Origin of the sequence: Streptomyces sp. B21-083, from assembly GCF_036898825.1 — a bacterium.
Classification (GTDB): Bacteria; Actinomycetota; Actinomycetes; order Streptomycetales; family Streptomycetaceae; genus Streptomyces.
Genome location: NZ_JARUND010000002.1, coordinates 4203326 through 4227843, shown reverse-complemented (window position 1 = coordinate 4227843; position 24518 = coordinate 4203326). Strand labels below are relative to the sequence as shown.

Sequence of the window (24518 nt, the reverse complement as noted above, 5' to 3'; positions counted from 1 at the left end):
AGCGCGCACGCCGGTCCTACCAGCCGACCTGCTTGTCTGCTGGGGGTCCGGGGGTCGTCCCCAGGGATGGCGCAGTCGCCCTCCAGGGGGGTGCGCAAGATCCTCGGAACGGACATGCGAAACTTTTCACATGAGTGCCGACAGCCGTGTCCCCCTGTGCTCGAACCGTCCTCGTGGTCATGCCCGTAGCCGTCGAGCCGCCCTGCTCACCGCCGCTGTCGCCGCCTCCGCGCTGGCGCTGACCGCGTGCGGCTCGGGCGGTACGTCCGGGGGTTCGGGCGACACCAACTTCGTCACCGGCAACGACGGCATCGCGCACGTCGGCCAGGGGAAACGGTCCGTCGCGCCCGACCTCTCCGGCGAGACCATCGACGGCAAGCAGCTCGACGTGGCCGACTACAAGGGCAAGGTCGTCGTCATCAACATCTGGGGTTCGTGGTGCGGACCCTGCCGCCTGGAGGCGAAGAACTTCGTCGCGGTCTCCGCCGACCTCAAGGGCAAGGGCGTCGAGTTCGTCGGCATCAACACCCGCGACACCAGCACCCGCCCGGCGCTCGCCTTCGAGAAGGGGTACGGGGTCACGTACCCGAGTCTGTACGACCCCACGGGCAAGCTGATGCTCCGCTTCAAGAAGGGCACGCTCAACCCGAAGCTGATCCCCTCCACGATCGTCCTCGACCGGGAGGGGAAGATCGCCGCCCGCGCGCTCGAAGCCCTCAGCGAGGACAACCTGCGCAAGATGATCGACCCCGTCCTCACGGAGAAGTGACGTGAGCGGGATGTCCCAGGCGCCCGCCCTCGTCACGCTCGCCGCCTCGATCACCGAGCCCAACGAGACCGTGATGAGCGGGGCCCTGATACTGGCCCTGCCGATCGCCCTGCTCGGCGGCCTCGTCTCCTTCTTCTCGCCGTGCGTGCTGCCTCTCGTACCCGGCTATCTGTCGTACGTCACCGGTGTCACCGGTACCGATCTCGGCGAGGCCCGCAAGGGGCGGATGGTCGCCGGGGCCTCGCTCTTCGTGCTCGGGTTCACCGCGGTGTTCGTGTCCACGGGGGCCCTGTTCGGATACTTCGGGCAGACGCTGCAGGAGCACCAGGGCACGCTGTCCAAGGTGCTCGGCGTCCTCATGATCCTCATGGGCGTCTTCTACATGGGCATGATGCCCTGGCTCACCCAGCGCGAGTTCCGCTTCCACAAGAAGCCCGCCACCGGACTGGTCGGCGCCCCCCTCCTCGGCGCGCTGTTCGGCATCGGCTGGACGCCCTGCATCGGCCCGACCCTCGCCTCCGTCAACAGCCTCGCCTTCGACCAGGCCAGCGCGGGACGCGGGGCCGTACTGACGGTCGCCTACTGCATCGGCCTCGGTGTCCCCTTCGTGCTCGCCGCGGTCGCCTTCCGCAAGGCGCTCGGTGCTTTCGGCTGGGTCAAGCGCCACTATGTCTGGGTCATGCGCATCGGCGGCACGATGATGATCCTTACCGGTGTGCTGCTCCTTACCGGCGCGTGGGACCGTCTGGTGCAGGAGATGCAGACCTGGTCCAACGGCTTCACTGTGGGGATCTGACCGATGAGCAACAGCACCACCACCGGCAGCACGCCTGCCCCCGCCCCCGAGAGCGGTGACGACCAGGACCTCGGCGCCGCCGCCTCCCAGCTGTCCACCGCCCCTCAGGAGGACGCGCCGGGCCTGCCAGGCCTCGGTGTCATCGGCTGGGCCCGCTGGTTCTGGCGCCAGCTCACCTCGATGCGGGTCGCGCTGCTGCTGCTGTTCCTGCTGTCGCTCGGGGCGATCCCCGGCTCGCTGATCCCGCAGTCCGGGACGGACGCGACCAAGGTCGCCGACTTCATGAAGCGGCACAGCTTCCTCGGGCCGCTCTACGAGAAGCTCGGCCTGTTCCACGTCTACAGCTCGGTGTGGTTCTCGGCGATCTACATCCTGCTGTTCATCTCCCTCATCGGCTGCATCGTGCCCCGCACCTGGCAGTTCGTGGGCCAGCTGCGCAGCCGCCCGCCGGGCGCCCCCCGCCGCCTGAACCGGCTGCCCGCCTACACGACATGGCGTACGGAGGCCGAGCCCGAGCAGATCCGCGAGGCAGCCCTCGTACTGCTGAAGAAGCGCCGCTTCCGGGCGTATCTCGCCGGGGACGCGGTCGCCGCCGAGAAGGGCTATCTGCGCGAGGTCGGCAACCTCGCCTTCCACATCGCGCTGATCGTGATGCTGACCTCGTTCGCCTGGGGACAGCTGTACAAGTCCGAGGGCAACAAGCTGATCCTCGAGGGCGACGGCTTCTCCAACACGCTCACCCAGTACGACGACTTCAAGTCCGGCACCCTCTTCAACACCGACGACCTCGACCCCTTCAGCTTCAACCTGAAGGACTTCAAGGGCACGTACGAGGAGTCGGGGCCCAACCGCGGCACCCCGCGCACCTACGAGGCCGACCTCGACTACAGCGTGGGCGCGTACGGCAAGCACAAGAAGCGCACCATCAAGGTCAACGAGCCGCTGGTGGTCGGCGACTCGAAGGTCTACCTCACCGCCCACGGCTACGCGCCCGTCATCACCGTCCGCGACGGCAAGGGCGACATCGTCTTCGACCAGCCCGTGGCCCTCCTCCCCCTCGACTCCAACGTCACCTCCTCGGGTGCGATCAAGGTCATGGACGGCTACCGCGACCCCAAGGGCGTCGAGGAACAGCTCGGCATCCAGGCCTTCTTCCTGCCCACGTACGTGCCGGGCAACGAGATCGCCTCGCAGTTCCCCGCACTGGAGAACCCGGTGCTGAACCTGGCGCCCTATCACGGCGACCTCGGGGTCAACGCGGGTCTTCCGCAGAGCGTGTACCAGCTCGACAAGACCCACATGAAGGCCTACAAGGACTCCAAGGGCAAGCAGGTGCGCGAGAACCTGAAGCCGGGCGAGACCATGAAGCTCCCGGGCGGCGCCGGCTCGATCACCTACGAGGGCACCCGGGAATGGGCCAACTTCCAGGTCACCCGGCAGCCCGCCGCCGGCTGGGCGCTCGGCGGCGCGATCGTCGCCATCTTCGGCCTCGCCGGCTCCCTGTTCATCCAGCGCCGACGGGTGTGGGTGCGGGCGGTGAAGGGCCCGGACGGCGTCACCGTCGTCGAGATGGGCGGCCTCGGCCGCAGCGAGTCCGCCAAGGTGCCCGAGGAACTCGGCGACCTCGCCGGGACCCTGTACGACCAGGCGCAGGGCGCGCCCGACGCCGACGCCGCCACCAGTGAACCCGTCCCCGATCCTCAAGCCGTACCTGCTGAAGGGGCTGAGAAGTAAATGATGACTCTCGCCACCGCCACCAACGAGCACCTCGCGAACATCAGCAACACGCTGATCTACTCGTCGATGGCCGTCTACACCCTGGCCTTCTTCACCTACATCGCCGAGTGGATCTTCGGCAGCCGCAGCAAGGTCAGCCGGACGGCCGCCGCGCTCACCGCGAAGCCGGCCGGGGCGGCCGGGGCGAAGGCGCCCGAGGTGACCGTCAAGAACGCCGGCGGGACCGCCGTGATGGAGCGGCCGAAGGTCGTCGTGCGGGCCGCCGCCGGCGCCCGGGACGTGCCGGACGGGCCCGGCGCCCACGGCGGCGACGAGCAGGGCGACCTGTACGGGCGTATCGCCGTGTCGCTCACCGTGGTCGCGTTCCTGGTCGAGTTCGCCGGGGTGCTGGCCCGCGCGCTGTCCGTGCAGCGGGCGCCGTGGGGCAACATGTACGAGTTCAACCTCACCTTCTCGACCACAGCCGTGGCCGTCTACCTCGTCTTCCTCGCGCTGAAGAAGGACATCCGCTGGCTCGGCCTCCCCCTGGTCACGACCGTCCTCCTCGACCTCGGTCTCGCCGTCACCGTGCTCTACACGGCCAGCGACCAGCTCGTGCCCGCGCTCCACTCGTACTGGCTGTACATCCACGTCTCCACGGCGATCCTCTGCGGCGCCGTCTTCTACGTGGGCGCGGTCGCCACGATCCTGTACCTCTTCAAGGACTCCTACGAGAACAAGCTCGCGTCCGGCGGCAAGCCCGGCACCTTCGCGACCTCCGTCATGGAGCGGCTGCCCGCGTCGGCGTCCCTCGACAAGTTCTCGTACCGCGTCAACGCCGCCGTCTTCCCCCTGTGGACGTTCACGATCATCGCGGGCGCGATCTGGGCGGGCGACGCGTGGGGCCGCTACTGGGGCTGGGACCCCAAGGAGACCTGGGCGTTCATCACCTGGGTCGCCTACGCCACCTACCTGCACGCCCGCGCCACGGCCGGCTGGAAGGGCCGCAAGGCCGCGTACATCGCCCTGATCGCGTTCGCGTGCTTCCTCTTCAACTACTACGGCGTCAACATCTTCGTCACGGGCAAGCACTCCTACGCGGGCGTGTGACTCGCCGGCTACGACGGCGGCAGGCAGTCCTTCTCCGGGGACCTGCCCGTCGGCCAGGCGATCTCGACGAAGCGGGCGTGCCGGTCGGGGGTCAGCTCCACGATCGGCACCGCCTTGTCGTACGGGTTGCCGTAGTTGTCCAGGCAGATCCAGCCGCTCGCGCCGTTCACCCGGCCCGACGAGCCCTTGATGAGCGTCCACTCGTCGCCCACGTCGGCGAGGGTGGGCGCCGTCCGGCCTCGCGGGGTGGCCTCGCGGATGCCCTCGACGGTGAGCCGCATCGCGTCGTACGCCACGATGAGCTGACCGTCCTCCAGGTCGACGGCGCCGATCGGTGAGGGCCTGTCGCTCTTGCCGGTCCTGTTGCCCTGGGCGGCGGTCAGCAGCTCGTTCAGCTCCCGGGCGTCCGCCGCAGAACCCCCGGTCTTCGGGGGGTTCCTGAGCCAGGCGTCCGGGTGGGCGAGCGCGCTGTAACGCACCGAGACGCCGTGCTTGAGGGCTTCGGGGTCCAGCTTCTTGTCGCCGGTGAGGTACGAGGCGTCGTCCCCGGTGAGGATGGTGAACTCCCGTTGCATGCAGCCGCGTTTGCCGAGCGCGTTGATGAACTGGCGCAGCTGGGTGTGGCGTCCGGCGAACAGGATGGTGTTCACGCCGAGCGCGGTGTCGCACACCAGCTCCCTGATCTGCCGGAAGTCGTTGGCGGTGGTCCCCTCCTTGGTGCGGTCGGTGGGCGGGGTGAAGGGCCACGGCTGGTAGCGGGATTTGGTCAGCAGCTTCTCGAACGACGCCTGCAGCGTGAGCGTGTACGGGTCGCCCGGATCGTCGTACACCAGTACCGCGCTGTCGGCCGCCACCTTGGCGAATGAGGCGAGCGCACGGGCCTCGTCGGTGTTGGTGGGGGCGGTGCGGGCCAGCCCCGGGAAGGGCTTCGGGCCCTGCGGGCTGCCCTGCTGGCCGTTGGCGAGGCTGTCGGCGGTGATGGACGTGCCGACGACGGGGATACCGCGCTTCGTCAGCTCCCTGACGGCCTCTGTGTTCTCCGCCGTGCTCAGCCCTATGCCGGTGACCGCGCGCAACCGGTCCGAGGCCGTCGTCATCCGCTCCAGCTGGTCGACCGTGTGCCCCCAATAGGCGCCCGTACGGCCCGGGTTGGCCAGCACCAGCCGGATCGGCGGACCCTCGCCGTTCGCGTCGTGGTTCACCTTCCACTGGGCGAGATACGCGCCCTGCAGCTCGTGCAGCACATCCCCGAGGATGTCCGCGTCGTTCGCGGTGAACGGCTCGAACAGGGCGACGGTGACGTAACCGACCTTGCCCTGCACGAGCGAGTCGTTCTCGCGGTCGATCGCCCTGATGGTGTCGGCGAGTTGCTCGCGTCCGAAGGCGTAGTCGGTCGTCGAGACGCCCACGCACTCGTCACTGTCCGCCGGACGCACGACCCCGGGCGCGCAGGCACGGTCGTCGTGCGTGAGCGACCTGACCGCGAACCCGATCCCGGCCACCAGCGCCACCGTGACCAGCAGGGCCAGATAGCGGCGCAGCGGGATCGCCCAGACCCCCTCACGCAGCCACGCCCCGACACCCCTGAACCCCGAGCGAGCCATCACACGCCTCCGTCGTTCCTGTTCCGGTCGTCGGCGTCCTCGTCGCCCGGGGTGCGCAGCGGCCGGCCGGCCAGCGCCGCCTCGGGCCACTCCTGCGAGGCCTGCCACAGCAGCGCGTTGCTCGCGCGCGGGTCGTTGGACAGCTGCTCCAGCTCGTAGCGCAGCCGGTCGCACAGCTTTCGCTCGGGCAGCACCAGCGGGTCGGTCAACTGCCAGACGGCGTGCAGGAGTCGGCGTACCCGCAGATGCAGTACGGCGTCCACGTCGTCCGGCGGCCGTTGCTCGGCGTCGGTGTGGCCGAAGGCGATGCGGGCGCGCTGGTGGTCGCCGCCGACGAAGTCGTGGCCCTCGGCGTCATGGGCGTGGAAGTAGGGCGCGGACGCGACGAACAGCAGCGTTTCGAGCCAGGTGCCGGTGTCGAGGGTGTGGAAGGTGTCGCGCAGATACGCGACCGCCGGTCCGGTGTCGCCGAGGGCGAGTTCGTGGTGGAGGCGGTAACGGGCCTTCGACGGTTCGGGTCCCTCGTAGTGCTGGATGAGGGTCTCGTGGACGTCCCGCCACTTGCCGTGGTCGGCGTGCCGGTGGTGCAGGCGCAGCAGGAGCAGGGTGCGGACGAAGGCGTCGCCGACGAACTGACCGGGGACGACGGGCAGTCCCTCCGTCACGAGCCGGGTCTCCAGCGCGCGGACGCTCGACGGGCCGAAGTCGTCGGGGAGTTGGGCTGCGGCGAGCGCGCAGGCGGAGTCGTGGTCGTGGGCGGCGGCCAGCACGGTCAGTTCGTCGATCCGGTCGGCGGGGACGAGCCGGTCGAGGAGTTCGCGGTAGGCGGGACGGCCCTCGCGGTCCTCGTGCAGGACGAGTTCGGCGGTGAGCAGGGCGCCGAAGGGGGCGGTGGGCGGCAGTCGGGGCAGGTTCTGCCGGGCCGACTCGGCGAGCAGGGCGATGCCGAGCGGGTTGCCGCAGGTCAACCGGTGGGTGGCGGGCGGGAGTTCGGCGGGCACGGGGACCGCTGTGCCCGTACAGACCGCGTCGACGATGTGCAGTGTGTCGTCGGAGGTCAGCGGCGGCAGCGACACCAGCAGGGCCCGGGAGGACACCGTGTCGCCCGGTGTCCAGCGGGTGCGCTGACCGGTCTCGCGCAGGTCCCGGCGTACCGCGTTGCGCAGCGCGGACCGGCCGCTGCCGCGCAGGGCGGCGATGAACGCGACCTGGTCGATGACGCCCTCCGCGCGGTCGCGCAGTACCTGCTCGACGAGTTCACGCCCCGGTGCGCCCTGCGCGTTGTCGACCAGGACGAGCGGGCGGCCCAGGCGCTGCAGATGGGCCCGCACCCCGGCGTAGGCGTCGGTGAGGTCGGCGAGCAGGGCCCGTACGAGATAGCGCTCGGCGTGCTCGCGCGAGGTGCCGCCGGCCCTGAAGTGGTCGGAGAGCAGGCGGAGTCCGAGTTCGGCACGGTCACCGGCGTTCGGATACGCGCGGTACCAGGTGGACGCCCTGCGCTGCCGGGTGCTCGCGGAACGTTCCGTCATCGCCTCCAGAGTGGCTTCGATGACCGCCGAGACCAGCGGGTCGTCACTGATGGCCGCCGCGACCGCCTTCGAGACGACCCGGCCCGCCCAGCGCGCGGCGAACCCGGTGAACCACGAGCCGCTCTCGTTGAGCAGCAGTATCCGCTGGACCTCCCAGCGGATGCGCTCGCGGTCGGCGTCGCCCCAGCCGCCGGCGGCCACCGCGATCAGGCCCGACATCAGCCGTGGGAAGGCGAGCCGCCGGGCGCCGGTGACCGGTTCGGCGAGCTGTTCGGCGATGACGAGGAGCGCCTGCGTGAGCGGTGACCACGCCTGCGCGGGCCGCTCGGGCGACCGGGTGAACTGCGGGTCCTCGCAGTCGATCAGCGCGACCGGGGTGTGCCCCTGGTAGGCGGCGCGCAGTTCGCCGAGGACCGCGCTCTTGCCGAGTCCGCGCCCGGCGGTGAGCACCACGAAAGGCGGTTCGTGTGGATGCTCCAGGGGAGCGGCGATGTGATGGTGCGGTCTCAGCCCGACGAGCCGGGGCGCGAGCCCCGGCGGTTCGGTGTCGAAGAGCGCCCCGCGTCCGTGCAGCCGTCTGAGCACCGCATCCCTCCCCCTAGGGCCTACCGCGTCCAGTGTGCTGTGCAGTACCGCAACGCCAGTGTAAGAAGAGGGAGTTGCATCGGACCAGATCGGTGCATGTCCGTTGTGTTACGAAATTATCGGTCCGATGCTCACCTTTGGACGCCTTCCCTGTGCGTCTTCCTGGGCGACTCAGTCGACCGTGATCGAGTCCAGCTGGCCCCGCAGATAGACGTGCGAGTCGAAAACCTCGTACGCGACCCGTCCCACCGGCGCGGGTACCGACTCGATGATCGTGCCCGGGGTGCACTCGCCGAAGTAGACGAGGGACATCAGCTCCTCGGCGGGTGAGTCGGCCGGCGGCGGCAGCACCCGGTGCCGGCCCGAGCGCCAGCGGTCGCCGGTCCAACGGGCCATCAGGTCACCGATGTTGATGGTGAACGCCTCGGGGTCGAAGGGCGCGTCCTCCCAGCCGCCCTCGTCCGTGTAGACCTGCAGCCCGCCCTTCCCGGCCTGCCGGTCGAGGATGGTGACGGTCCCGAAGTCGGTGTGCGGCCCGATCCGGAACTGCCCGGGCTCCGGCTCGCCGACGACCTCGACCCCCGGATACCAGTTGATGTTGAAGCCGTACGTCGGATGGTCCATGTGCCGGGAGAAGAAGTCGGGTTCGAGCCCGAGAGCGGACCCGAGGAGGGTGAGCAGCTCCTTCTCCAGCTCGCCCATCCGCCGCAGATACTCCTCGCACAGCCTCCTCAGCTCGGGCGCCTCGGCGGGCCAGACGTTGGGCGCGTACCACTCGGCGTCGACGGCCGGGTCGTCGAACGGCTCGTCGGTCGCGAAGGTCAGCGACTCCTTGAGGTCCGGCGGAGTCTCCGTACCCTCCGAGTATCCGTTGGCCTCGGCGCCGGGACCCAGCCACCCCCGCCCGCCGACCTTCGCCGCGTACCGCTTCTTCACCTCGGCGGGCAGCGCGAAGAAGGCGCGGGCCGCCTCCCGGATGCCGGCGCGCAGGGCGGGGTCGACGCCGTGCCCGGTGACCAGCAGGAATCCGGCGGTCTGGAGGGCCTCGTCGACGGTACGGGCGATCTCCTCGCGTACCGCCGCGTCACCGGCCAGCCAGGGCCGCAGATCGACGGTCGGGATACGGGGGGCGGCGGGGGTCTGTGCCGGTGTGGGGCTACTGGCCGACGTGGAGCTACTCACCGATGTCCTCATTCCACAGTGCGGGATTGTTGTTGATGAAGTCGCGCATCAGGCCGACGCACTCGGGATCGTCGAGCAGCACGATCTCGACGCCGTGCTCGGCGAGCCAGTCGTGGCCGCCGTGAAAGGTGACGGCCTCTCCCACGATCACCCGGGAGATACCGAACTGCCGCACCAGACCGGAGCAGTACCAGCACGGCGAGAGCGTGGTGACCATGGTCGTCCCACGGTACGAGCGCTGCCGTCCCGCATTCCGGAACGCGGCCGTCTCGCCGTGTGCCGAGGGGTCGCCGTCCTGGACGCGCCGGTTGTGCCCACGCCCGAGCAGCGTGCCGTCGGCCCCGTAGAGGGCGGCGCCGATCGGGATACCGCCCTCGGCGAGCCCGGCGCGGGCTTCCTCGACGGCGACGGCGAGCCACGAGCGTGCCTGTGCCAGTGTCTGTGTCCGCGCCTGATCCAGCTGGTCTCCCTGATCCATGGGTTCACTCTCCTTCGACGGAAACACCGGGGCAACGTGCGGAAAGTACTCTCCGGGCATCCCGCAGCAGGACGAAGTGTCAGCGCCCTGGGAGGCACCCGTGTCCGCACTCACCCTCCGTGAACTCATGGCCCTCGACCCGGTCCGCGCCGCCGAGCCCGAACTGCTCACCGGCGAGGCCGCGTTGGACCGTCCGGTGCGCTGGGTCCTCCCCCTTCTTCTCGACTTCGCTCGAAGCGGGGGGACCCCCACCAGCGAGGTCTACGAGGGCGCCAACTTCCTCGACGGCGGCGAGCTGCTGCTGACCAACGGCTTCGGTCTCGTCGACGCGGACGAGGAGGTACGGCGCCGGTACGTCCGCGAACTGACCGCCCGGGGCGCGGCCGGCCTGGCCGTGGAGATCGGCCGCTCGCTCCCCGCGATGCCGCCCGAGGTGACGGACGAGGCCCGCCGTCTGGGCCTGCCCCTGCTCGCCCTGCGCCGGGTCGTCCCCTTCGTACGCATCACGGAGGCCGCCAACCGCGCGATCGTCGCCCGGAGCCTGTCCGGCCGTACGGTGGTCCGCCCCTGGGGCGACGACCACACCGCCGCCCTGCTCGCCGACCTCGCCGACGGCCAGGCCCTCAACCAGCCCGAGGTCGAGGCCCGCGCCGCCCTCGCCGGCTTCCACCCCGGCCCCGGCGCCCGGCTGATCGGCGTCTCCGTGCACGGCACGCGTGACGTCGGCGCGGTGGACCGGGCGGCGCGCACCCTCGGCGGGGCGGTACTGCGGGCCGCCTTCCCGGGGGACGTACTCTCCCTGGTCGCGGTCCTGCCGGGGCCCGGGGCGAAGCCGCTACGCGACCCGGTACGGGCGGTGCAGGACGCCTTTCGCACGGCAGCCGCCCCGGGCCTCACCGCGACCGCCCCCGGCGTCACCGTCGCCGTGGGTCACGCCGTCGACGTCGGCAGCGGCTGGCTGCGCTGGAGCGAGACGCTGCGCGCGGCCCGTACGACCCTGGAACTGGCGCTGACAGTGCCGCCACCGGAGCCGAACGCCCCGCAGGGCCCCCTGGTGACGTCCTCCAGGGCCCTCGCCCTCGAACGGGAACTGACCCGAGGCGGCGTCGACGCCAACCACGACCGCCTGACCCGTCTGGTCCAGCACGCACTGAGCCCCCTCCTGGCGTGGGAGGCGGCCCACCCCAGCGACCTGGTCCGCACCCTGGAGGTCCATCTGCGCAACGGCTGCTCACCCACGCGCACAGCGAGCCTCCTGCACATCGGCCGCCAGTCCCTCTACCAGCGCCTGGAACGCATCGAATCCCTCCTGGGCCTGGAGATCGACGACCCGGACCTGCTGGGCGAGCTGCTGATGGCGGCCTGCGCGTGGCGGGTGGTCCGGGGGACGGCGGGCGCGAGGGTGGGAATGGCGGCCCTGCGGACGGTCGCGTAGGCGTCAGAAGGGGCGGAGGGTGACGTGACGCGGCGGGTTGAACTCGGACAGCTGCAACACCGTCTCCGGCGTCCGCACCCCGTCCTCCTCGGCGAAGGTCCGCCGGACGGCCTCGAAGGAGATGTCACCGGGAGAGTCGGGGGCGACGACCAGTGACACCCGGTCGTACAGCTCGCGGAGGGGGTCGGTCATGGACCGGCCGTCCTCCCCGGCCTCCGTCCCCCAGATGTCCCACAGCAGGGTCTCCACCTTGTTGAGCGCGGCGAGGTCGAGCCGTACGTTGCCGGCCACGAAGAACTCGCCGTGCAACGGCCCCTCCTCCGGGGGGTGGAGCCCGTAGGTCGAGGGGTCGGCGGCACCGGCCCGGATGTCCCGCCAGGCCCGGCCCGCGACCTGGAAACGGTCACGCGGTACGTCCATCGGGTCGAAGTCGACGTGCCAGGCGGCGGTGACCTCGGGATCGGTGAGCTGCGCGTCGGCGAGGAGCCAGCCGCGCGTGGCGTCCCAGTACTCGGTGACGACGTGGTCGTAGTGGAAGCCGTCCGTCTCGAAGTAGTCGGCGAACCCGCACCGCACCCGGGCGGGGACACCGCTGTGCCGCAGCAACGAGCAGTACAGCAGCGCGAAGTCACGGCACACACCGACGAACCGGTCCCCGGCCGCGCGCCGCCGGGTCAGCGGGGAGCCGTCGCGCGCGATGACGATCCGGAGGATGTCGTCGAGGTACCGGGTGTCGGCGTCGTGGTGGAGCCGGTCGGCGGGGTGCGTGTGCCGGAACAGGTCTCCCTCGACCCGGTGAATCATCAAGTCACGTGCTGTACGGGCGAGTTGGGCGGGGTCGGAGGGGAGGTCGACGTACAGCCGGGCGAGGTCGCCGGGGTCGGAGAAGGTGCTGTGGGTGCGGTAGAAGGCGGCGACGTCGGGGGCGAGTGCGGGACGGGAAGACGGCACGGCGGGACTCCCTCGGTACGGTTTCACCGGGAACTGACGTTCTCTCATCGAATGCGTGACCTTCCCGGGTGGTGTTCGTTTCCCACGGCGACGGGATCTTCGGGCGGGTTCGGGTGGGGGTGACGGGGTGGGTGAGCTGAGGAGTATCGCGGCGCCGTTCGTCGCGTCCGGTCCGAGTGGTGTGGCCGTCCGGACCCGCCTCAAAGACCTGGCGCCGGGCGATGGGAAGGTGCTGCGGCTGGTGGGGGCGCATCTGGGGTCGCTGGCTTCCAAGGACCTCAAGACACGCTGCCGGGACGCCTTGGTCTACTCCGGGGAGGCGTGGGCGGGGCGGAAGCGGGAGTTGACGCCGCTGTCGTCGTCGCGGTGGGCGGGCAGTATCACCAAAGCCACCCATGACCAGTGGGCGCTGGCCCGGCGCTGCCAGTCGGCGCATGTCCAGACCCTGGAAGCGGGCGTCCGCACTATCGAGCGCCGCCTGTCCCAGCCGATCGGGCAGAAGGGGACGAAGAAGGCGCCCGGGGGCTACCGGTCCCAGCGGGAGTGGCATGCGAAGTCCCGGCGCCTGCGAGTGCTGGAGGACCGGCTGGCCGGCGCGCGGGCCGACCGCGAGGCCGGCATCGTGCACGTGGTGCGTGGCGGCAAGCGGCTGGCCCGGGCTCGCCACCACCTGGACGAGGCCGGGTTCACGGAACCTGAGTGGCGTGGGCGGTGGGAGGCAGAGCGGTGGTTCTGTCAGGCGGACGGAGAGTCCGGCAAGCGGTACGGCAACGAGACCATCCGTATCAGCCCGGACGGCGAGGTGAGCATCAAGCTCCCCGCGCCGCTCGCGTATCTGGCGAACGCCCCGCACGGCCGGTACGTCCTCGCCTGCAAGGTCACGTTCGCGCACCGGGGCGAGGAGTGGGCGGATCGCATCGCGGCGAACCGGGCGATCGCCTACCGCATCCACCTGGATACCGGCCGGGACCGCTGGTATGTGACCGCGTCCTGGCAGATCCCGCCCACCCCGACCGTGCCGATGGAGGCCGCGCTCGCCCACGGCGTGATCGGCGTCGACATGAACGCCGATCATCTGGCCGCTTGGCGCCTCGATATTCACGGCAACCCGACTGGCGTCCCGCGCCGTTTTTTCTACGACCTGTCGGGCACCGCTGAGCATCGGGACGCGCAGGTCCGTCACGCCCTGACCCGCCTCCTGCACTGGGCCCGCACGTGCGGCGTGAAGGCGATCGCGGTCGAGGACCTGGACTTCGGCGCGGAGAAGACCCGGGAGAAACACGGCCGCAGGAAGCGTTTCCGGCAGCTGATCTCCGGCATGCCCACCGGGAAGCTGCGTGCCCGGCTGGCCTCGATGGTCGACCAGACGGGTATCGCGGTCATCGCCGTGGACCCCGCCTACACCAGCCGGTGGGGTGCCCAGCACTGGCAGAAGCCCCTCACCGCAACCACCTGTAAGACAACTCGCCATGATGCTGCTGCCGTGGCGATCGGAAGGCGCGCCCAGGGACACCCGATCCGGCGACGGACGACACCGCCCCCTGCTCACCGGAGTGATGAGCAGGGGCATCGGACCGTCCAGGCCGGTCGGCGTGTTCCTGGGCGTGAGGGAACCCGCCCCCGCATTCCCGGACCACGGACACGATCCGTCGGCGCCGGACGCGGAGCGAACGCGGGTAACCAGAACGCCCAACACCGTCCGGGGCGTTCGGCTGAGCATGAGTCCTGGCAACAGGACTCACTCCCGCTCAGTCCCTAGGAACGGTAGTGGCTGCGTCGGAGGGTCTGGAGCAGGCGGGCGCCGCGGACGTCGTCGGGCCCGAACTGCCGGTAGCGCGTGCCGCGTTCGCGGGCCGGGGTGAGCATCCCAGCCGCCTCCCACACCCGTAGCGCGGACGTCCGTACGCCGAGCAGTGCGGCCAGCTCGCCGATGCGGAGGTCGGTCGCGGTCGCCGCCGGGGTCCGTCGGCCGGCCAGCGCCTCCAGGGCCTCGCGGGTGGCCCGCAGTGCCGTCCGCTGCTGCGGCAGAAGGCCGAACGCTCGATGCTGAAGGAGTCCTGCGGGGCGTGCGCGGGGACACGGCTGCGTGACGAGAGCCGGGCCGTCACCGTGCACGGACTCGGCATCACGGACGCGGCCCGGCTGCCGCTCAACGAACTCGCGGACTGGGTGGCAGAGTTGAGGGCGTTCTCCACCGGCGACGAGTGGCGGTTCGCCGAACCGGTCGTCGCCGACCTGGAGGAGCGGGTACGGCGGCTCGTCGACACCGGGGTGGGCTATCTGACCCTCGACCAGTCGAGCACCAGCCTCTCCGCGGGCGAGTCCCAGCGGCTGCGCCTGGCCGCGCTGCTCGGCTCGGGCCTCACCGGCATGCTGTACGTCCTCGACGAGCCGACCATCGGACTGCACCCCGCCGACACGGCACGCCTCGTCGGCGTACTGCGCCGCCTGCGGGACCTGGGCAACACGGTCCTCGTCATCGAGCACGACCTGGACGTGCTGTGGGCCGCCGACCACGTGATCGACATCGGTCCGGGCGCGGGCCGGGACGGCGGCCGGGTCGTCGCCGAGGGAACACCGCAGGAGGTGGCGTCGACGGAGGGTTCCGTCACCGGGGCGTATCTGTCGGGCCGGCTCCAGCACCCCGTACGGAAGGAACGCCCCGAGCCGGACGCGGAGTTGGTGATTCGCGGGGCCCGCGCCCACAACCTCCGGGACGTCACCGTGCGGATTCCGCTCGGGCGGCTGGTCACGGTCACCGGGCCGTCCGGCTCGGGCAAGTCGACGCTGATACTGGACGTGCTGGGCAAGGCGGCACACCAACGCCTGGACGCGGCAAGGACGTTGTCGGCGTCCGGCGCGTCATCCGCATCGCCTTCGGCATCGCCGGGGGCGTGCGACGGGATCGACGGCTGGGAGCACCTCGACAAGGTCGTGACGATCGACCAGGAGCCGATCAGCCGTCTCCCGCGTTCCAACGCGGCGACATACGCGGATGTCTTCACCCCGGTCAGGGAGCTCTTCGCCGCGCAGGAGGGGGCACGGTCGAGAGGGCTGACTCCGGCCGCCTTCTCCTTCAACGTGCCCGGCGGGCGCTGCGAGCGGTGCGAGGGTGCCGGTGTGCTCGCCGTGCACATGCACTTCCTGCCCGCGGTGGAGGTGCGGTGTCCGGGCTGCCGGGGGCGCCGGTTTCGCCGTGAGGTGCTCGCGGTGCGCTTCGAGGGGCACGACATCGCCGAGGTGCTGGCCGCCACGGTGGACGAGGCGCTCACCGTCTTCCGGGGCGTACGGCAGATCGCCGCCCGTCTGCAACGGCTCTCGGACGTGGGGCTCGGCTACCTTCCGCTGGGGCAGCCGGCCACCACCATCTCCGGAGGCGAGGCCCAACGCCTCAAGTTGGCCAAGGAGTTGGGGCGCCGGGCGACCGGACGTACCCTCTACCTCCTCGACGAGCCGACCACCGGCCTGCACGCCGCCGACACCGCGCGCCTGCTCGACGTACTCCAACGCCTCGTCGACGCGGGCCACTCGGTCGTGACGATCGAGCACAACCTCGATGTCATGCGCGCCTCCGACTGGATCATCGACCTCGGCCCGGAGGGCGGTGCCGGGGGCGGGCTCGTGGTGGCGGAGGGGACGCCGGAGCAGATCGCGGAGGCGGCGCGGGCGGCAGACGGGGCCACTTGCCCGACGAGGGGTTCCCGGACGGGTGCGTTTCTACGGGAGGGCGTACGGGCGATGAGCTGATCACCGGCGTGACCGGTGTGACCGGCGGGGTGAGGCGCCGGGGCGGTCGGCGGGCTGTGGTTTCTTTCGCGGTGCTTGTTTCCCGGGTGCCGGTGCCTGGTAGGAGTCGTTCATGTGCCGCTCGCACACGCGTGCGGTGAAGGGGGAGGTAGGTGCGGTGGGGGGTCGCTACGGTGGCCTCGGCGGCTGGGTTGGGCCGGAGGACGGCTTCGAACGCTTCCCTGCACCAGTTCCCTGCACCAGTTCCTTACGTCAGTTCAGTACGTCATTCGTGCCATCAGCCCTGCCGCGAGCGGGTGTTGAGGCCATAGGGGGAGAAGTAGATCGTGGACGAGAAAGTTCTTGACGCGCAGAAATGGGTGAACGCCACCTACGCGAGCGTTTCCGGCTACACGGCGTGCCCGGAGACCGGCCGGACCGGGTGGTCCACCATGAACTCCCTGATCATGGGGCTCCAGCACGAGTTGGGCATCAGCCCGGTCGTCGCCAGCTTCGGGCCCGGCACGATGGCCAAGCTCCAGGCGATCGGCGACATCGGGTTCGGCTGGAGCGGAAACAGCAACATCGTCCGCATCATCCAGCACGGCCTCTTCTGCAAGGGGTATTGGGGCGCCAACGGCTACGGCGAGTACGGCGCGGTGACCACCGAGGCCGTCAAGGCGATGCGCATCGACATGGGCCTGCCCGACGGCGGCACGGGCACCGCGGGCGGTCAGACCACGCCGGCCCTGTTCAAGTGCATCCTCAACATGGACGCCTACGTCGGGGTCGCCGGCGGTACGGACGAGATACGGGCCATCCAGCGGTGGCTCAACGGCCGTTACTGGCAGAAGAGCGCCTTCAGCGTCGGGCCGTGCGACGGGATCTACTCCCGTGACGTGCAGAAGGCGCTGATGACCGGGCTCCAGTACGAGCTGGGTCTCGCCACGCCCAACGGGAACTTCGGTCCCGCCACCCAGGCCGCGCTGCGCACGAAGAACCTGGGTCTGGGCGACTCCGGCGTCCTGGTCGAGATGTTCTCGGCCGCGTGCGTGTTCAACTCCCCGGTGCCCTCCGGCACCAGCGACCCGGGCACGCCGACGACCTGGCGCGACACCTTCAACGCCACCCTCGTCGAGTGGGTGAAGATCTTCCAGCGCTTCTCCAAGCTGCCGGATTCGGGCCGCTCGGACTACCAGACGTGGGCCCAGCTCCTGGTGTCGATGGGCGACGCGGACCGACCGGCGACGGGCAGCGACACGCGCTTCGAGATCACCGCGTCCCGGGCCAAGTACCTGCGCGACAACGGCTACCAGGTGGTGGGCCGCTATCTGTACGACCCGCCGGGCTCGACCCTGGACAAGGAGATCAAGCCCGGCGAGCTCGCGACGATCTTCGGCGCGGGCCTGAAGGTCTTCCCGATCTACCAGGACAACGCGCGCCAACTCTCCGACTTCACCTACACGGCGGGCTACCAGCACGCCCTGAACGCGCACTCCCTGGCCTCTGGCTACGGCTTCAACCGGGGTACGACGATCTACTTCGCGGTGGACTACGACGCCACCCAGGAGGAGATCGACTCGGCGATCGTGCCCTACTTCCACGGCGTCGCCGCGGGCCTCGCCTACAACGGCAAGCGGTACATCCACGGCGTGTACGGCTCACGGAACGTGTGCACGAACGTGACGAAGCAGACCGGCGCCCGCTACTCGTTCGTCTCGGGCATGTCCTGGGGCTTCTCCGGGAACCTGGGATTCCCGATCCCGGCGAACTGGGCCTACAACCAGATCAAGGAGTTCAGGGTCACCAACGGGTCGGACGTCTTCGACCTGGACCGCGATGTCGTCTCGGGCGCGGACCCCGGCCAGGACTCCGTCAACAAGGCGGCGGGCCCGGCCGACGGCTTCATCAACTACCTCGCCCGCCTCCTGGAGATCGCCAAGGAGTACGGCAAGGGCAACCCCAACCAGTTGGTCATGGAGTACGTGCGGCACAAGTCGTACGGCGGCGGCGACTGGGACTTCCTCATCGGCGCGTACGACGGCGAGTTCGTCAACTTCGCCAACGGCAAGGGCATGTCGGTGATGGAGGGCTTCAAGGACCCCTACACCGGATACGAGTTGGGCGCCGAGCACCTGATGGCGTCCACGAACGGCCACTTCGTGGCATGGATGCCGAGCAACCCGCGCTCCGTCGACGAGGGCGACGTCGCGGGCTGGGGCGGCGACCTGCTGACGTTCTACGCCGACTGGCGCCACGCCACGGACGCCTACCCGTCGGGTCACGCGTTCGCGATGGCCAAGCTGGCGAAGGTCGGCGTGGCGTCCAGCTTCGGCTTCAACGACCTGATCGAGGACGCGGACGCCTGGCTGCTGGCCGACGCGGTACGCAACAACGGCAAGGACATCGTCACCGCGGTGACCGACCTCTACAACGGCGGCGGAGGCCTCAGTCGCTTCCAGCGGTACTGGAACGGCCGGTTCAACGGCAACACGACGGACGCCAAGTTCCTGGCCCACAACATCCTCACCGCATCGGACGACAAGGAGGTCGTCGCGGCACAGGTCGGTCTGGTCACGGTCCGGGGAGGCATCAAGACGCTCCCCGCCATGCTGAGTTACGACGAACTGGAACCGTTCGAACAGGGATTCGTTGATACGCTCCTCGCCCGCACGGGCCAGGAGTCGCGGATGGCGGCCACCTACCGGAAGAACCACGACACGTACCTACGCGCAGCCAGGTCTCGCGCAGCGGCGCGCGCACAGAAGGAGTAGACGATGCGCCGGTTGGGCCCACTGGCATGGCTGGCCCTGGCCGTCGGTTCCACGTTCCTGCTGGGGATCACGTACTTCATCGGCATGTTCTCCGGCGGCCACGAGATCGACGAGACCTGCGCCTCCCTCGGCCGGCCCCTGGACGAGCAGTACCGCGCCGAGCACTGGCGGGAGCCGGGTCAGTGGTTCCCGATGCACAACAAGTGCAACGCCGACTACGACCTCGTCCCGGTGTGGGTCAACCCGGCCATCGTCGTCCTGACGCTGCTGATCGTCCTGTCCCTGGGAGCCGGGGTGTGGTCGGGGGTCTCGCGTCTCGCGGCGAAGAGATCGAAGAAGGCGAAGAGCACATTGAACTCGAAGAGCACGTAGAACTCGAACAGGGGGAAGTCGTGATGGTCAATGAGTTGTCGCGGCGCCGGTTCGCCGGCGCGACGGGTGCGGTGGCCGGCGCGGTGGTGCTGGGTTCGGTGGGGACGGCCGGTCCGGCGTCCGCTGCCGCCGCCTCGGCGCCGACCGGCGAATGGCAGGGGGACAGGTCGGCCAACGGCTGGCCGGTCCTGGCGGAGGCCACGGAGTACGACATCGAGGGCAGCGGCCAGTCCGTACGACTGGCCGACGGCGACGCGTCTGTGCTCCTGCTGCACGTGGCACGCCGCTTCCACTACGAGATCGACCAGCTCCGAAGAGGGGACGTGCAGGGCCACAGGCCGTCGGGCGAGGGCCGGTTGCAGGTCCGGCAGCGGTACGAGTCCAACTACCTGTCGGGTACGGCGATAGCGATCCGCCCGGACGCGTACCCGGTCGGCGCCAAGGGCGGCCTGTACCCGCAGGAGCTGGTGATCGTCCGGGACATCCTCACGGAGCTGGACGGCGCGGTGAGGTGGGGCGGCGACTTCGGCACGCCGAAGGAGGCGCACTTCGAGATCGCGCTCAGGTCCGGCCACCCGAAGCTGAAGGGCGTCGCGCGAAAGATCCGCGGCTGGAACAACAGTCCGGGTGAGGGCGCGGGCTCGATCGACGCGTTCGACACGAAGCGGCGCGCGAAGGCGAGGGCGTTCTCGCGCAGGGCCGGGTAGGGCGCGCCGCCGGGGGAAACCGGAGCGCCGCCACAGCGGCGGTACCGCGTGGGAGGTGTCTCCCGCGCGGTGCCGCCGCTCGGTGACCGGGACGATGTCCGGGTGCCACGGAGAGCGGCTACGGCCACGACGGCCGCACCTTCACCCTCCCCGGTGCCCGGCTCTTCCGCACGGGTGATCAAGTGGGTTCTCACCCGGTTTTGCGGGCCACGCCCCCGTAGATGCCGATCTCCTCGGACCGCTCCGGCGGTGGGGCGTCCGGGCGCCAGAACGGGACCTGGGTCAGGCCCGGTTCGAGCAGTTCGAAGCCGTCGAAGAACCGTTCCACCTCGGCGCGGGGGCGCAGGTTCAGGCTGGAGGTCGCCTTCCTGCTGTACTCGGCCTGGGCGTCGGTGCGGTCCGCGAAGTCGCCCGTGGCGTGCGAGAGGACCAGGAAGCTTCCGGCCGGCAGCGCGTCGCGCAGGGTGGCGACGATCTCCCCGGGCTTCTCCGCGGCGGCCAGGAAGTGGACGACGGCGACCAGGAACAGGGCGACCGGCTCGTCGAAGTCGATGACCCGGCGGACGTCGGGGTGGTCCAGGACGGCCCGTGGGTCGCGCAGATCGGCGAGCACGGTGCTGGTCCCGCCGCCGGTCAGGCTCAGCAGGGCGTCGGCGTGCGCCTTCACGATCGGGTCGTTGTCGACGTAGGCGACCCGCACCTCCGGCACCAGCGCCTGGGCGACCTCGTGCACATTGGGCGAGGTGGGCAGCCCGGTGCCGATGTCGAGGATCTGACGTATGCCACTGCCGACCACGTGGCGAACGGCGCGTCGCATGAAGGCGCGGTTGGCCCGCAGGCCGATCCGCACCTCGGGCGCCGCGGCGGCGAGCGCGTCGCCGGCCTGCTGGTCGACCTCGTAGTTGTCCTTGCCGCCCAGCAGGTAGTCGTAGATCCGGGCAGGGTGCGGCCTACTGGTGTCGATGCCCTCGATACGGACCTGGTCCTGCGTCACCCTGCACTCCCCTGGCGGTCAACTGTCGTTCCAGCGAGAGTAGTTCACTGCGTGCGCGCCGGTCAGGGCGATGTCCGTCAGGTGCGACTCGCTGGGGTCGAGGCGGAGTTCGCGTACGGTCACGCGCCAACGTTGCCGGTGAGGTCGTCCACAGGGTTGATCGAGGCAGGCGGCATGGGGGCGGAGGCTGGCGCGGGGGCAACTCTGGAATCCCGTGTTCCGATTCGCTCTATTCGGATTCCGGTTAGTGGTCTCCGCACACAACGCCAGGGTCGATTGAGTGTTCGAAGTCGGCCCAAATCCTCGCTGTCGCACTTCGGCTGATTCCTGTCTATTAATGCCGCATATTGGCCACTTTTTTAAGTGCCCCTGGTCACTATTGGTTGATCCCCGAATAACAGTGGGCATCTCGATCACCATGACCACGCAGACGCGTACGCCCTACCCAGTCCTTGATCAAGCCGCCGTCACCGGCCTCCTCTTTCAGGACGGCGAGGAGGGAAACGACCTCCACGGCCGATGGCGGAAAGCGGTCTCGAACGATCTGTTCCGGTATCGACCCGGACTGGGCACCCCACAACGATGGCGGCTCGCCTACGAGAGACTGCGAGCCCTCAACAACGAAGTCCCGTCGCCCGAACTCTTCGCCAACGACCCGCGCGGACTCGCGGCGTTGCACGAGTGGACCTGCCCGGTGGACGGCGCCACGGTCACCGTGGCCGGGATCCACTACAACCTCTTTCTCGGCAGCGTCGTCGACGACCAGGTCTCCCAGCCGCGTGAGTTGACGGACTTCACCACCATGTCCCGTATCGGCACCTTCCTGTGCACCGAGCGCGCGCACGGAAACGACGTGGCGGCGCTGGAGACCGTCGCCCGGTACGACAGGGAGCGCGACGAGTTCGTCCTGCACACCCCCCACCCCGGCGCGCAGAAGTACATGCCCAACACCAGCTCCGCCGGCGGCCCCAAGACCGCGGTGGTCGGCGCCCGGCTGATCGTCGACGACAAGGATCTGGGCGCCTTCCTCTTCCTCACCCCGCTGAGCGACGACTACGGCACCCTGCCCGGCATCACCGTCACCCTGCTGCCGGAGCGCGTCGGCGCCTCGGTGGACCACTGCGCCACGAACTTCGACCACGTACGGCTGCCCCGCACCGCCCTCCTCCAGGGTGCCCACGGTCAACTCCTGCCCGACGGAAGCCTCGTGAGCTCGGTCGGCAGTCCGCGCAAGCGGTTCCTGCACGCGATCAGCCGGGTCACGGCAGGCAAGCTGTGCATGAGCGCGAGTGGGCTCGGGGTGGCCCGTATGGCGCTCGCCATCGCCGTCCGGTACTCGTACACCCGGCACATCTCCGGGCCGGTGGCCGGACAGCGCGTCCCGCTCGCCGCACACCGCAGCCACTACACCCGCCTCCTCGACCACACCGCCACCGCCTACGCCATGACCTTCCTGCACCGCGCGGCCACCGAGCGCTGGGTCACCCACGCGCCCGAGGAACGCGCCGACGCCGAGCGACTGGTCGCCGTCACCAAGGGGTGGGTCACCTGGCGGGCCCGCGAGATAGCGACCGAGAGCCGGGAACGGTGCGGCGCCCGGGGGCTGTTCGCCGTGAACGGGCTCGCCGCCCTGGCCGGCGACATGGACGGGGCGATCACCGCCGAGGGCGACAACCTGGCGATCTGGTGCAAGGCCGGCGCCGAGATGATCTTCGGACACGATCTTGCGCCGGAACCCATGCGGCCCACCGGCGACGAGCCGTTGACCGACCCGGGACTGCTGCGCCGCGCCCTCACCACCGCCGAGCGCTACTGGCACACCGCTGCCCGTCGCGACCTGCGGCGCGGTGACAGCGGCGACGCCCTCGGCCGCTGGAACAACGCCTCCGACGCCGCCCTCGACCTCGTCGAGGCGTACACGGTGGGTCAGGCCGCCGACGCTCTGCTCGCCGCCTGCGCCCGGGTCTCCGACCCGATCACCCGCGCTGTCCTGGAGGACCTGGCCGCCCTCTTCCTCCTCCGTCAGGTCAGTGCCCGCAGCGGCCTGCTGCTGGCCGAACAGGCCCTCACCGTCGACCAGGTACGCGCCCTGCCGGAGACGCTGCACGCCCTCACCACCCGGCTCGCCCCGCACCTCAGCACCCTGACGGAGGCTTTCGACATCCCGGAGGAGCACCTGTCGTCGCTGCCGATGCTCTCCGGCGCCTGACCGGTGTGTCCTGTGAGTCGGACGAGGCAACTTCTGGCCTAAAGGTGACGTGCACATGACGCTCGATTGATGTACCCCGACTGACGTAACCGACAACCGGTAAGCGGTAAGCGGGGTACAAGCGACAAGTGCCGGGCGTGTAGGGGATGTACGCCCGGCCGATCCGCCGACCAGTACCCGCGCCGGTCAGCCGGTCAGGCGGCCCGCCGCAGCACCCGGTACAGCCCGGCGCTCACCGCGAACCCCACCAGACACGTGATGTCGCCGAAGGCCGGCCACTGCTGCGGCACCCACCCCACGTACTTCTCCTGGTTGGAGAAGAGCGGCACCGACACCGCGATCCCCGCCAACAGGGCGGTCGTTCCAGGCCAGTTGGTGAAGGCGCGGTCGGACAGTCGCGCGCTCAGCGCCTCCACCGGAGTCCGCGCCCGAAGCCACCGCTCCACCAGCACCACCCCGAGCCACGGCCCCACCCAGTACGCGATCACCAGCAGGAACGCCTCGTACGCCGCCCCCGCGTCCGCCAGCGACGACCAGGCGGCCGCCGTACCCGCGAGCCCGCACAGCACCACGATCGCGCCGCGCCCCAGCCACCCGGGCATCCGGAGCCCCAGGGACGTGACCGACATCGCGGACGAGTAGACGTTCAGGGCGTTCGCCGAGACCGCGCCCAGGATGATCGACAGCAGCACCAAGTCGCCGAGCCAGCCCGGGAGATGACCGGTGAAGGCCGCCGTCGGGGTCGCGCCCTCGGGAGCGACGATCGTCGCCGAGGCCGCGCCGATCAGCGCCACGACGGACACGGACACGAACAGACCGACGGCCGGGTAGAGCGCGGTGCGCAGGCGGTTCGCCGTACGGGGAAGGTAGCGGGAGTAGTCGGAGGCCGCCGGGTTCCAGCCGGCCGTGTAACCCCAGGCCGCGCTGAAGGCGAGCAGGAAGCCGCCGATACCGCCGCCGGTGTCCGGGGCGCCCAGGTGCGCTTCCTTGAACGTCCAGACGCCGGCCAGCAGGAAGACGACGGCCAGCGCCGGGAAGGCGTACTTCTCGAAGGCGTGCACGAAGTTGTGGCCGATGAAGCCGATCACGATCTCCGCCGCCACCACGAGCAGCAGGGAGGGGAGCGGACGCAGACCGGTCAGCGTGTTCAGCGCGAAAGCGGCGCTCACACTGTTGACCGCGAACCAACCGACGCCCGCGACAAGAGCGTTCACACCGGCGGGCAGCAGATTCCCCCGGAACCCGAAGGCGAACCGTCCGATCGCCATCTGGGGTACGCCGAACCGGGGACCGTCCAGGGAGAGGATCCCGTGCGTCAGCGAACCGAGCGCGGTGCCCAGCAGTAGGGCCGCGGACGCCTGCCAGAAGTCGAGGCCGAAGAAGAGGACCGAGATCACGCCGATGTAGACGGTCGCGAACTCGATGTTCGGGGAGGCCCAGGTCCACAGCAACTGGAGCGGGCCGCCGTGCCGTTCGGCATCCGGAATGGGTCCGAGCCCGCCGTCTCCACGGCGATGACCTTGTCGCCGTACGCGGGGGCCGGAGGCGCTGGGGTGTTCGCCGGAGCAGTCGTCATGCGAG

Annotated in this window: 15 protein-coding genes and 4 pseudogenes; 11 read left to right on the top strand and 8 right to left on the bottom strand. The window is 70.1% G+C overall.

Annotated elements, in window-relative coordinates; translation table 11 throughout:
* Positions 1–130 precede the first annotated feature (130 nt).
* From QA861_RS42990 to ccsB, 4 genes are read left to right on the top strand one after another with little or no spacing between them, the layout of a single operon-like run.
* Positions 131–769, top strand: a complete 639-nt coding sequence (locus tag QA861_RS42990; RefSeq protein ID WP_334594376.1) for a TlpA family protein disulfide reductase — start codon at positions 131–133, stop codon at positions 767–769.
* 10 nt (positions 770–779) lie between these two features.
* Positions 780–1565 (top strand): cytochrome c biogenesis CcdA family protein, encoded by a 786-nt coding sequence (locus QA861_RS42985; RefSeq protein ID WP_334595032.1) that lies wholly within the window; start codon positions 780–782, stop codon positions 1563–1565.
* A gap of 3 nt (positions 1566–1568) precedes the next feature.
* Positions 1569–3299 (top strand): cytochrome c biogenesis protein ResB, encoded by a 1731-nt coding sequence (gene resB / locus QA861_RS42980; RefSeq protein ID WP_334594375.1) that lies wholly within the window; start codon positions 1569–1571, stop codon positions 3297–3299.
* 3 nt (positions 3300–3302) lie between these two features.
* Positions 3303–4391, top strand: coding sequence for a c-type cytochrome biogenesis protein CcsB (gene ccsB / locus QA861_RS42975; RefSeq protein WP_334594374.1), 1089 nt, complete (start codon positions 3303–3305; stop codon positions 4389–4391).
* Positions 4392–4399: 8 nt separating this feature from the next.
* Here ccsB and QA861_RS42970 read toward each other — a convergent pair whose 3' ends face one another.
* The 4 genes from QA861_RS42970 to QA861_RS42955 all read right to left on the bottom strand — a co-directional run bounded on the left by QA861_RS42970 (position 4400) and on the right by QA861_RS42955 (position 9769).
* A complete protein-coding gene (locus tag QA861_RS42970; RefSeq protein WP_334594372.1) occupies positions 4400–5995 on the bottom strand; it encodes an ABC transporter substrate-binding protein in 1596 nt (531 codons plus the stop codon).
* On the bottom strand, positions 5995–8109 hold the full coding sequence (locus QA861_RS42965; protein WP_334594371.1) for a hypothetical protein: 2115 nt from the start codon (positions 8107–8109) through the stop codon (positions 5995–5997). Before QA861_RS42965 ends, QA861_RS42970 begins: the two co-directional genes overlap by 1 nt.
* Positions 8110–8280: 171 nt before the next feature.
* Positions 8281–9291: an isopenicillin N synthase family dioxygenase gene (locus QA861_RS42960; protein WP_443041650.1), complete on the bottom strand. Its 1011-nt coding sequence runs from the start codon at positions 9289–9291 to the stop codon at positions 8281–8283.
* The gene (locus QA861_RS42955; protein WP_334594367.1) at positions 9284–9769 is read right to left on the bottom strand and encodes a nucleoside deaminase; all 486 of its coding nucleotides are present in this window, start codon (positions 9767–9769) and stop codon (positions 9284–9286) included. Before QA861_RS42955 ends, QA861_RS42960 begins: the two co-directional genes overlap by 8 nt.
* A gap of 100 nt (positions 9770–9869) precedes the next feature.
* Here QA861_RS42955 and QA861_RS42950 point away from each other — a divergent pair, with 100 nt between their 5' ends.
* Positions 9870–11204 (top strand): PucR family transcriptional regulator, encoded by a 1335-nt coding sequence (locus QA861_RS42950; RefSeq protein WP_334594365.1) that lies wholly within the window; start codon positions 9870–9872, stop codon positions 11202–11204.
* Between the two features lie 3 nt (positions 11205–11207).
* Here QA861_RS42950 and QA861_RS42945 read toward each other — a convergent pair whose 3' ends face one another.
* Positions 11208–12155: a transglutaminase-like domain-containing protein gene (locus tag QA861_RS42945; RefSeq protein ID WP_334594364.1), complete on the bottom strand. Its 948-nt coding sequence runs from the start codon at positions 12153–12155 to the stop codon at positions 11208–11210.
* Between the two features lie 127 nt (positions 12156–12282).
* Between QA861_RS42945 and QA861_RS42940 the strand changes: the two are divergent.
* Positions 12283–13914, top strand: a pseudogene (locus QA861_RS42940) (nuclease/transposase family protein).
* A 5-nt stretch (positions 13915–13919) separates the two neighbouring features.
* On the opposite strand, the pseudogene QA861_RS42935 reads toward QA861_RS42940, so the two are convergent.
* Positions 13920–14174 (bottom strand): annotated as a pseudogene (locus QA861_RS42935) (MerR family transcriptional regulator); the annotation flags it as partial.
* Between QA861_RS42935 and QA861_RS42930 the strand changes: the two are divergent.
* From QA861_RS42930 to QA861_RS42915, 4 genes and pseudogenes are all read left to right on the top strand, one after another.
* Positions 14169–15902, top strand: a pseudogene (locus QA861_RS42930) (excinuclease ABC subunit UvrA); the annotation flags it as partial. The pseudogenes QA861_RS42935 and QA861_RS42930 overlap by 6 nt on opposite strands.
* 326 nt (positions 15903–16228) lie before the next feature.
* Positions 16229–18655, top strand: coding sequence for a glycoside hydrolase domain-containing protein (locus QA861_RS42925; protein ID WP_334594362.1), 2427 nt, complete (start codon positions 16229–16231; stop codon positions 18653–18655).
* A gap of 3 nt (positions 18656–18658) precedes the next feature.
* Positions 18659–19027, top strand: coding sequence for a hypothetical protein (locus tag QA861_RS42920; protein ID WP_334594361.1), 369 nt, complete (start codon positions 18659–18661; stop codon positions 19025–19027).
* A 23-nt stretch (positions 19028–19050) separates the two neighbouring features.
* Positions 19051–19734 carry a hypothetical protein gene (locus QA861_RS42915; protein WP_334594360.1) on the top strand — a complete coding sequence of 228 codons (684 nt, stop codon included), beginning with the start codon at positions 19051–19053 and terminating at the stop codon, positions 19732–19734.
* Positions 19735–19924: 190 nt separating this feature from the next.
* On the opposite strand, the gene QA861_RS42910 is transcribed toward QA861_RS42915, so the two are convergent.
* Positions 19925–20728, bottom strand: a complete 804-nt coding sequence (locus tag QA861_RS42910) for an SAM-dependent methyltransferase (protein WP_334594359.1) — start codon at positions 20726–20728, stop codon at positions 19925–19927.
* Positions 20729–21146: 418 nt separating this feature from the next.
* Between QA861_RS42910 and QA861_RS42905 the strand changes: the two genes are divergently transcribed.
* Positions 21147–22937 (top strand): acyl-CoA dehydrogenase family protein, encoded by a 1791-nt coding sequence (locus QA861_RS42905; protein ID WP_334594358.1) that lies wholly within the window; start codon positions 21147–21149, stop codon positions 22935–22937.
* Between the two features lie 194 nt (positions 22938–23131).
* Here QA861_RS42905 and QA861_RS42900 read toward each other — a convergent pair.
* A pseudogene (locus QA861_RS42900) lies at positions 23132–24513 on the bottom strand (purine-cytosine permease family protein).
* Positions 24514–24518: the final 5 nt, after the last annotated feature.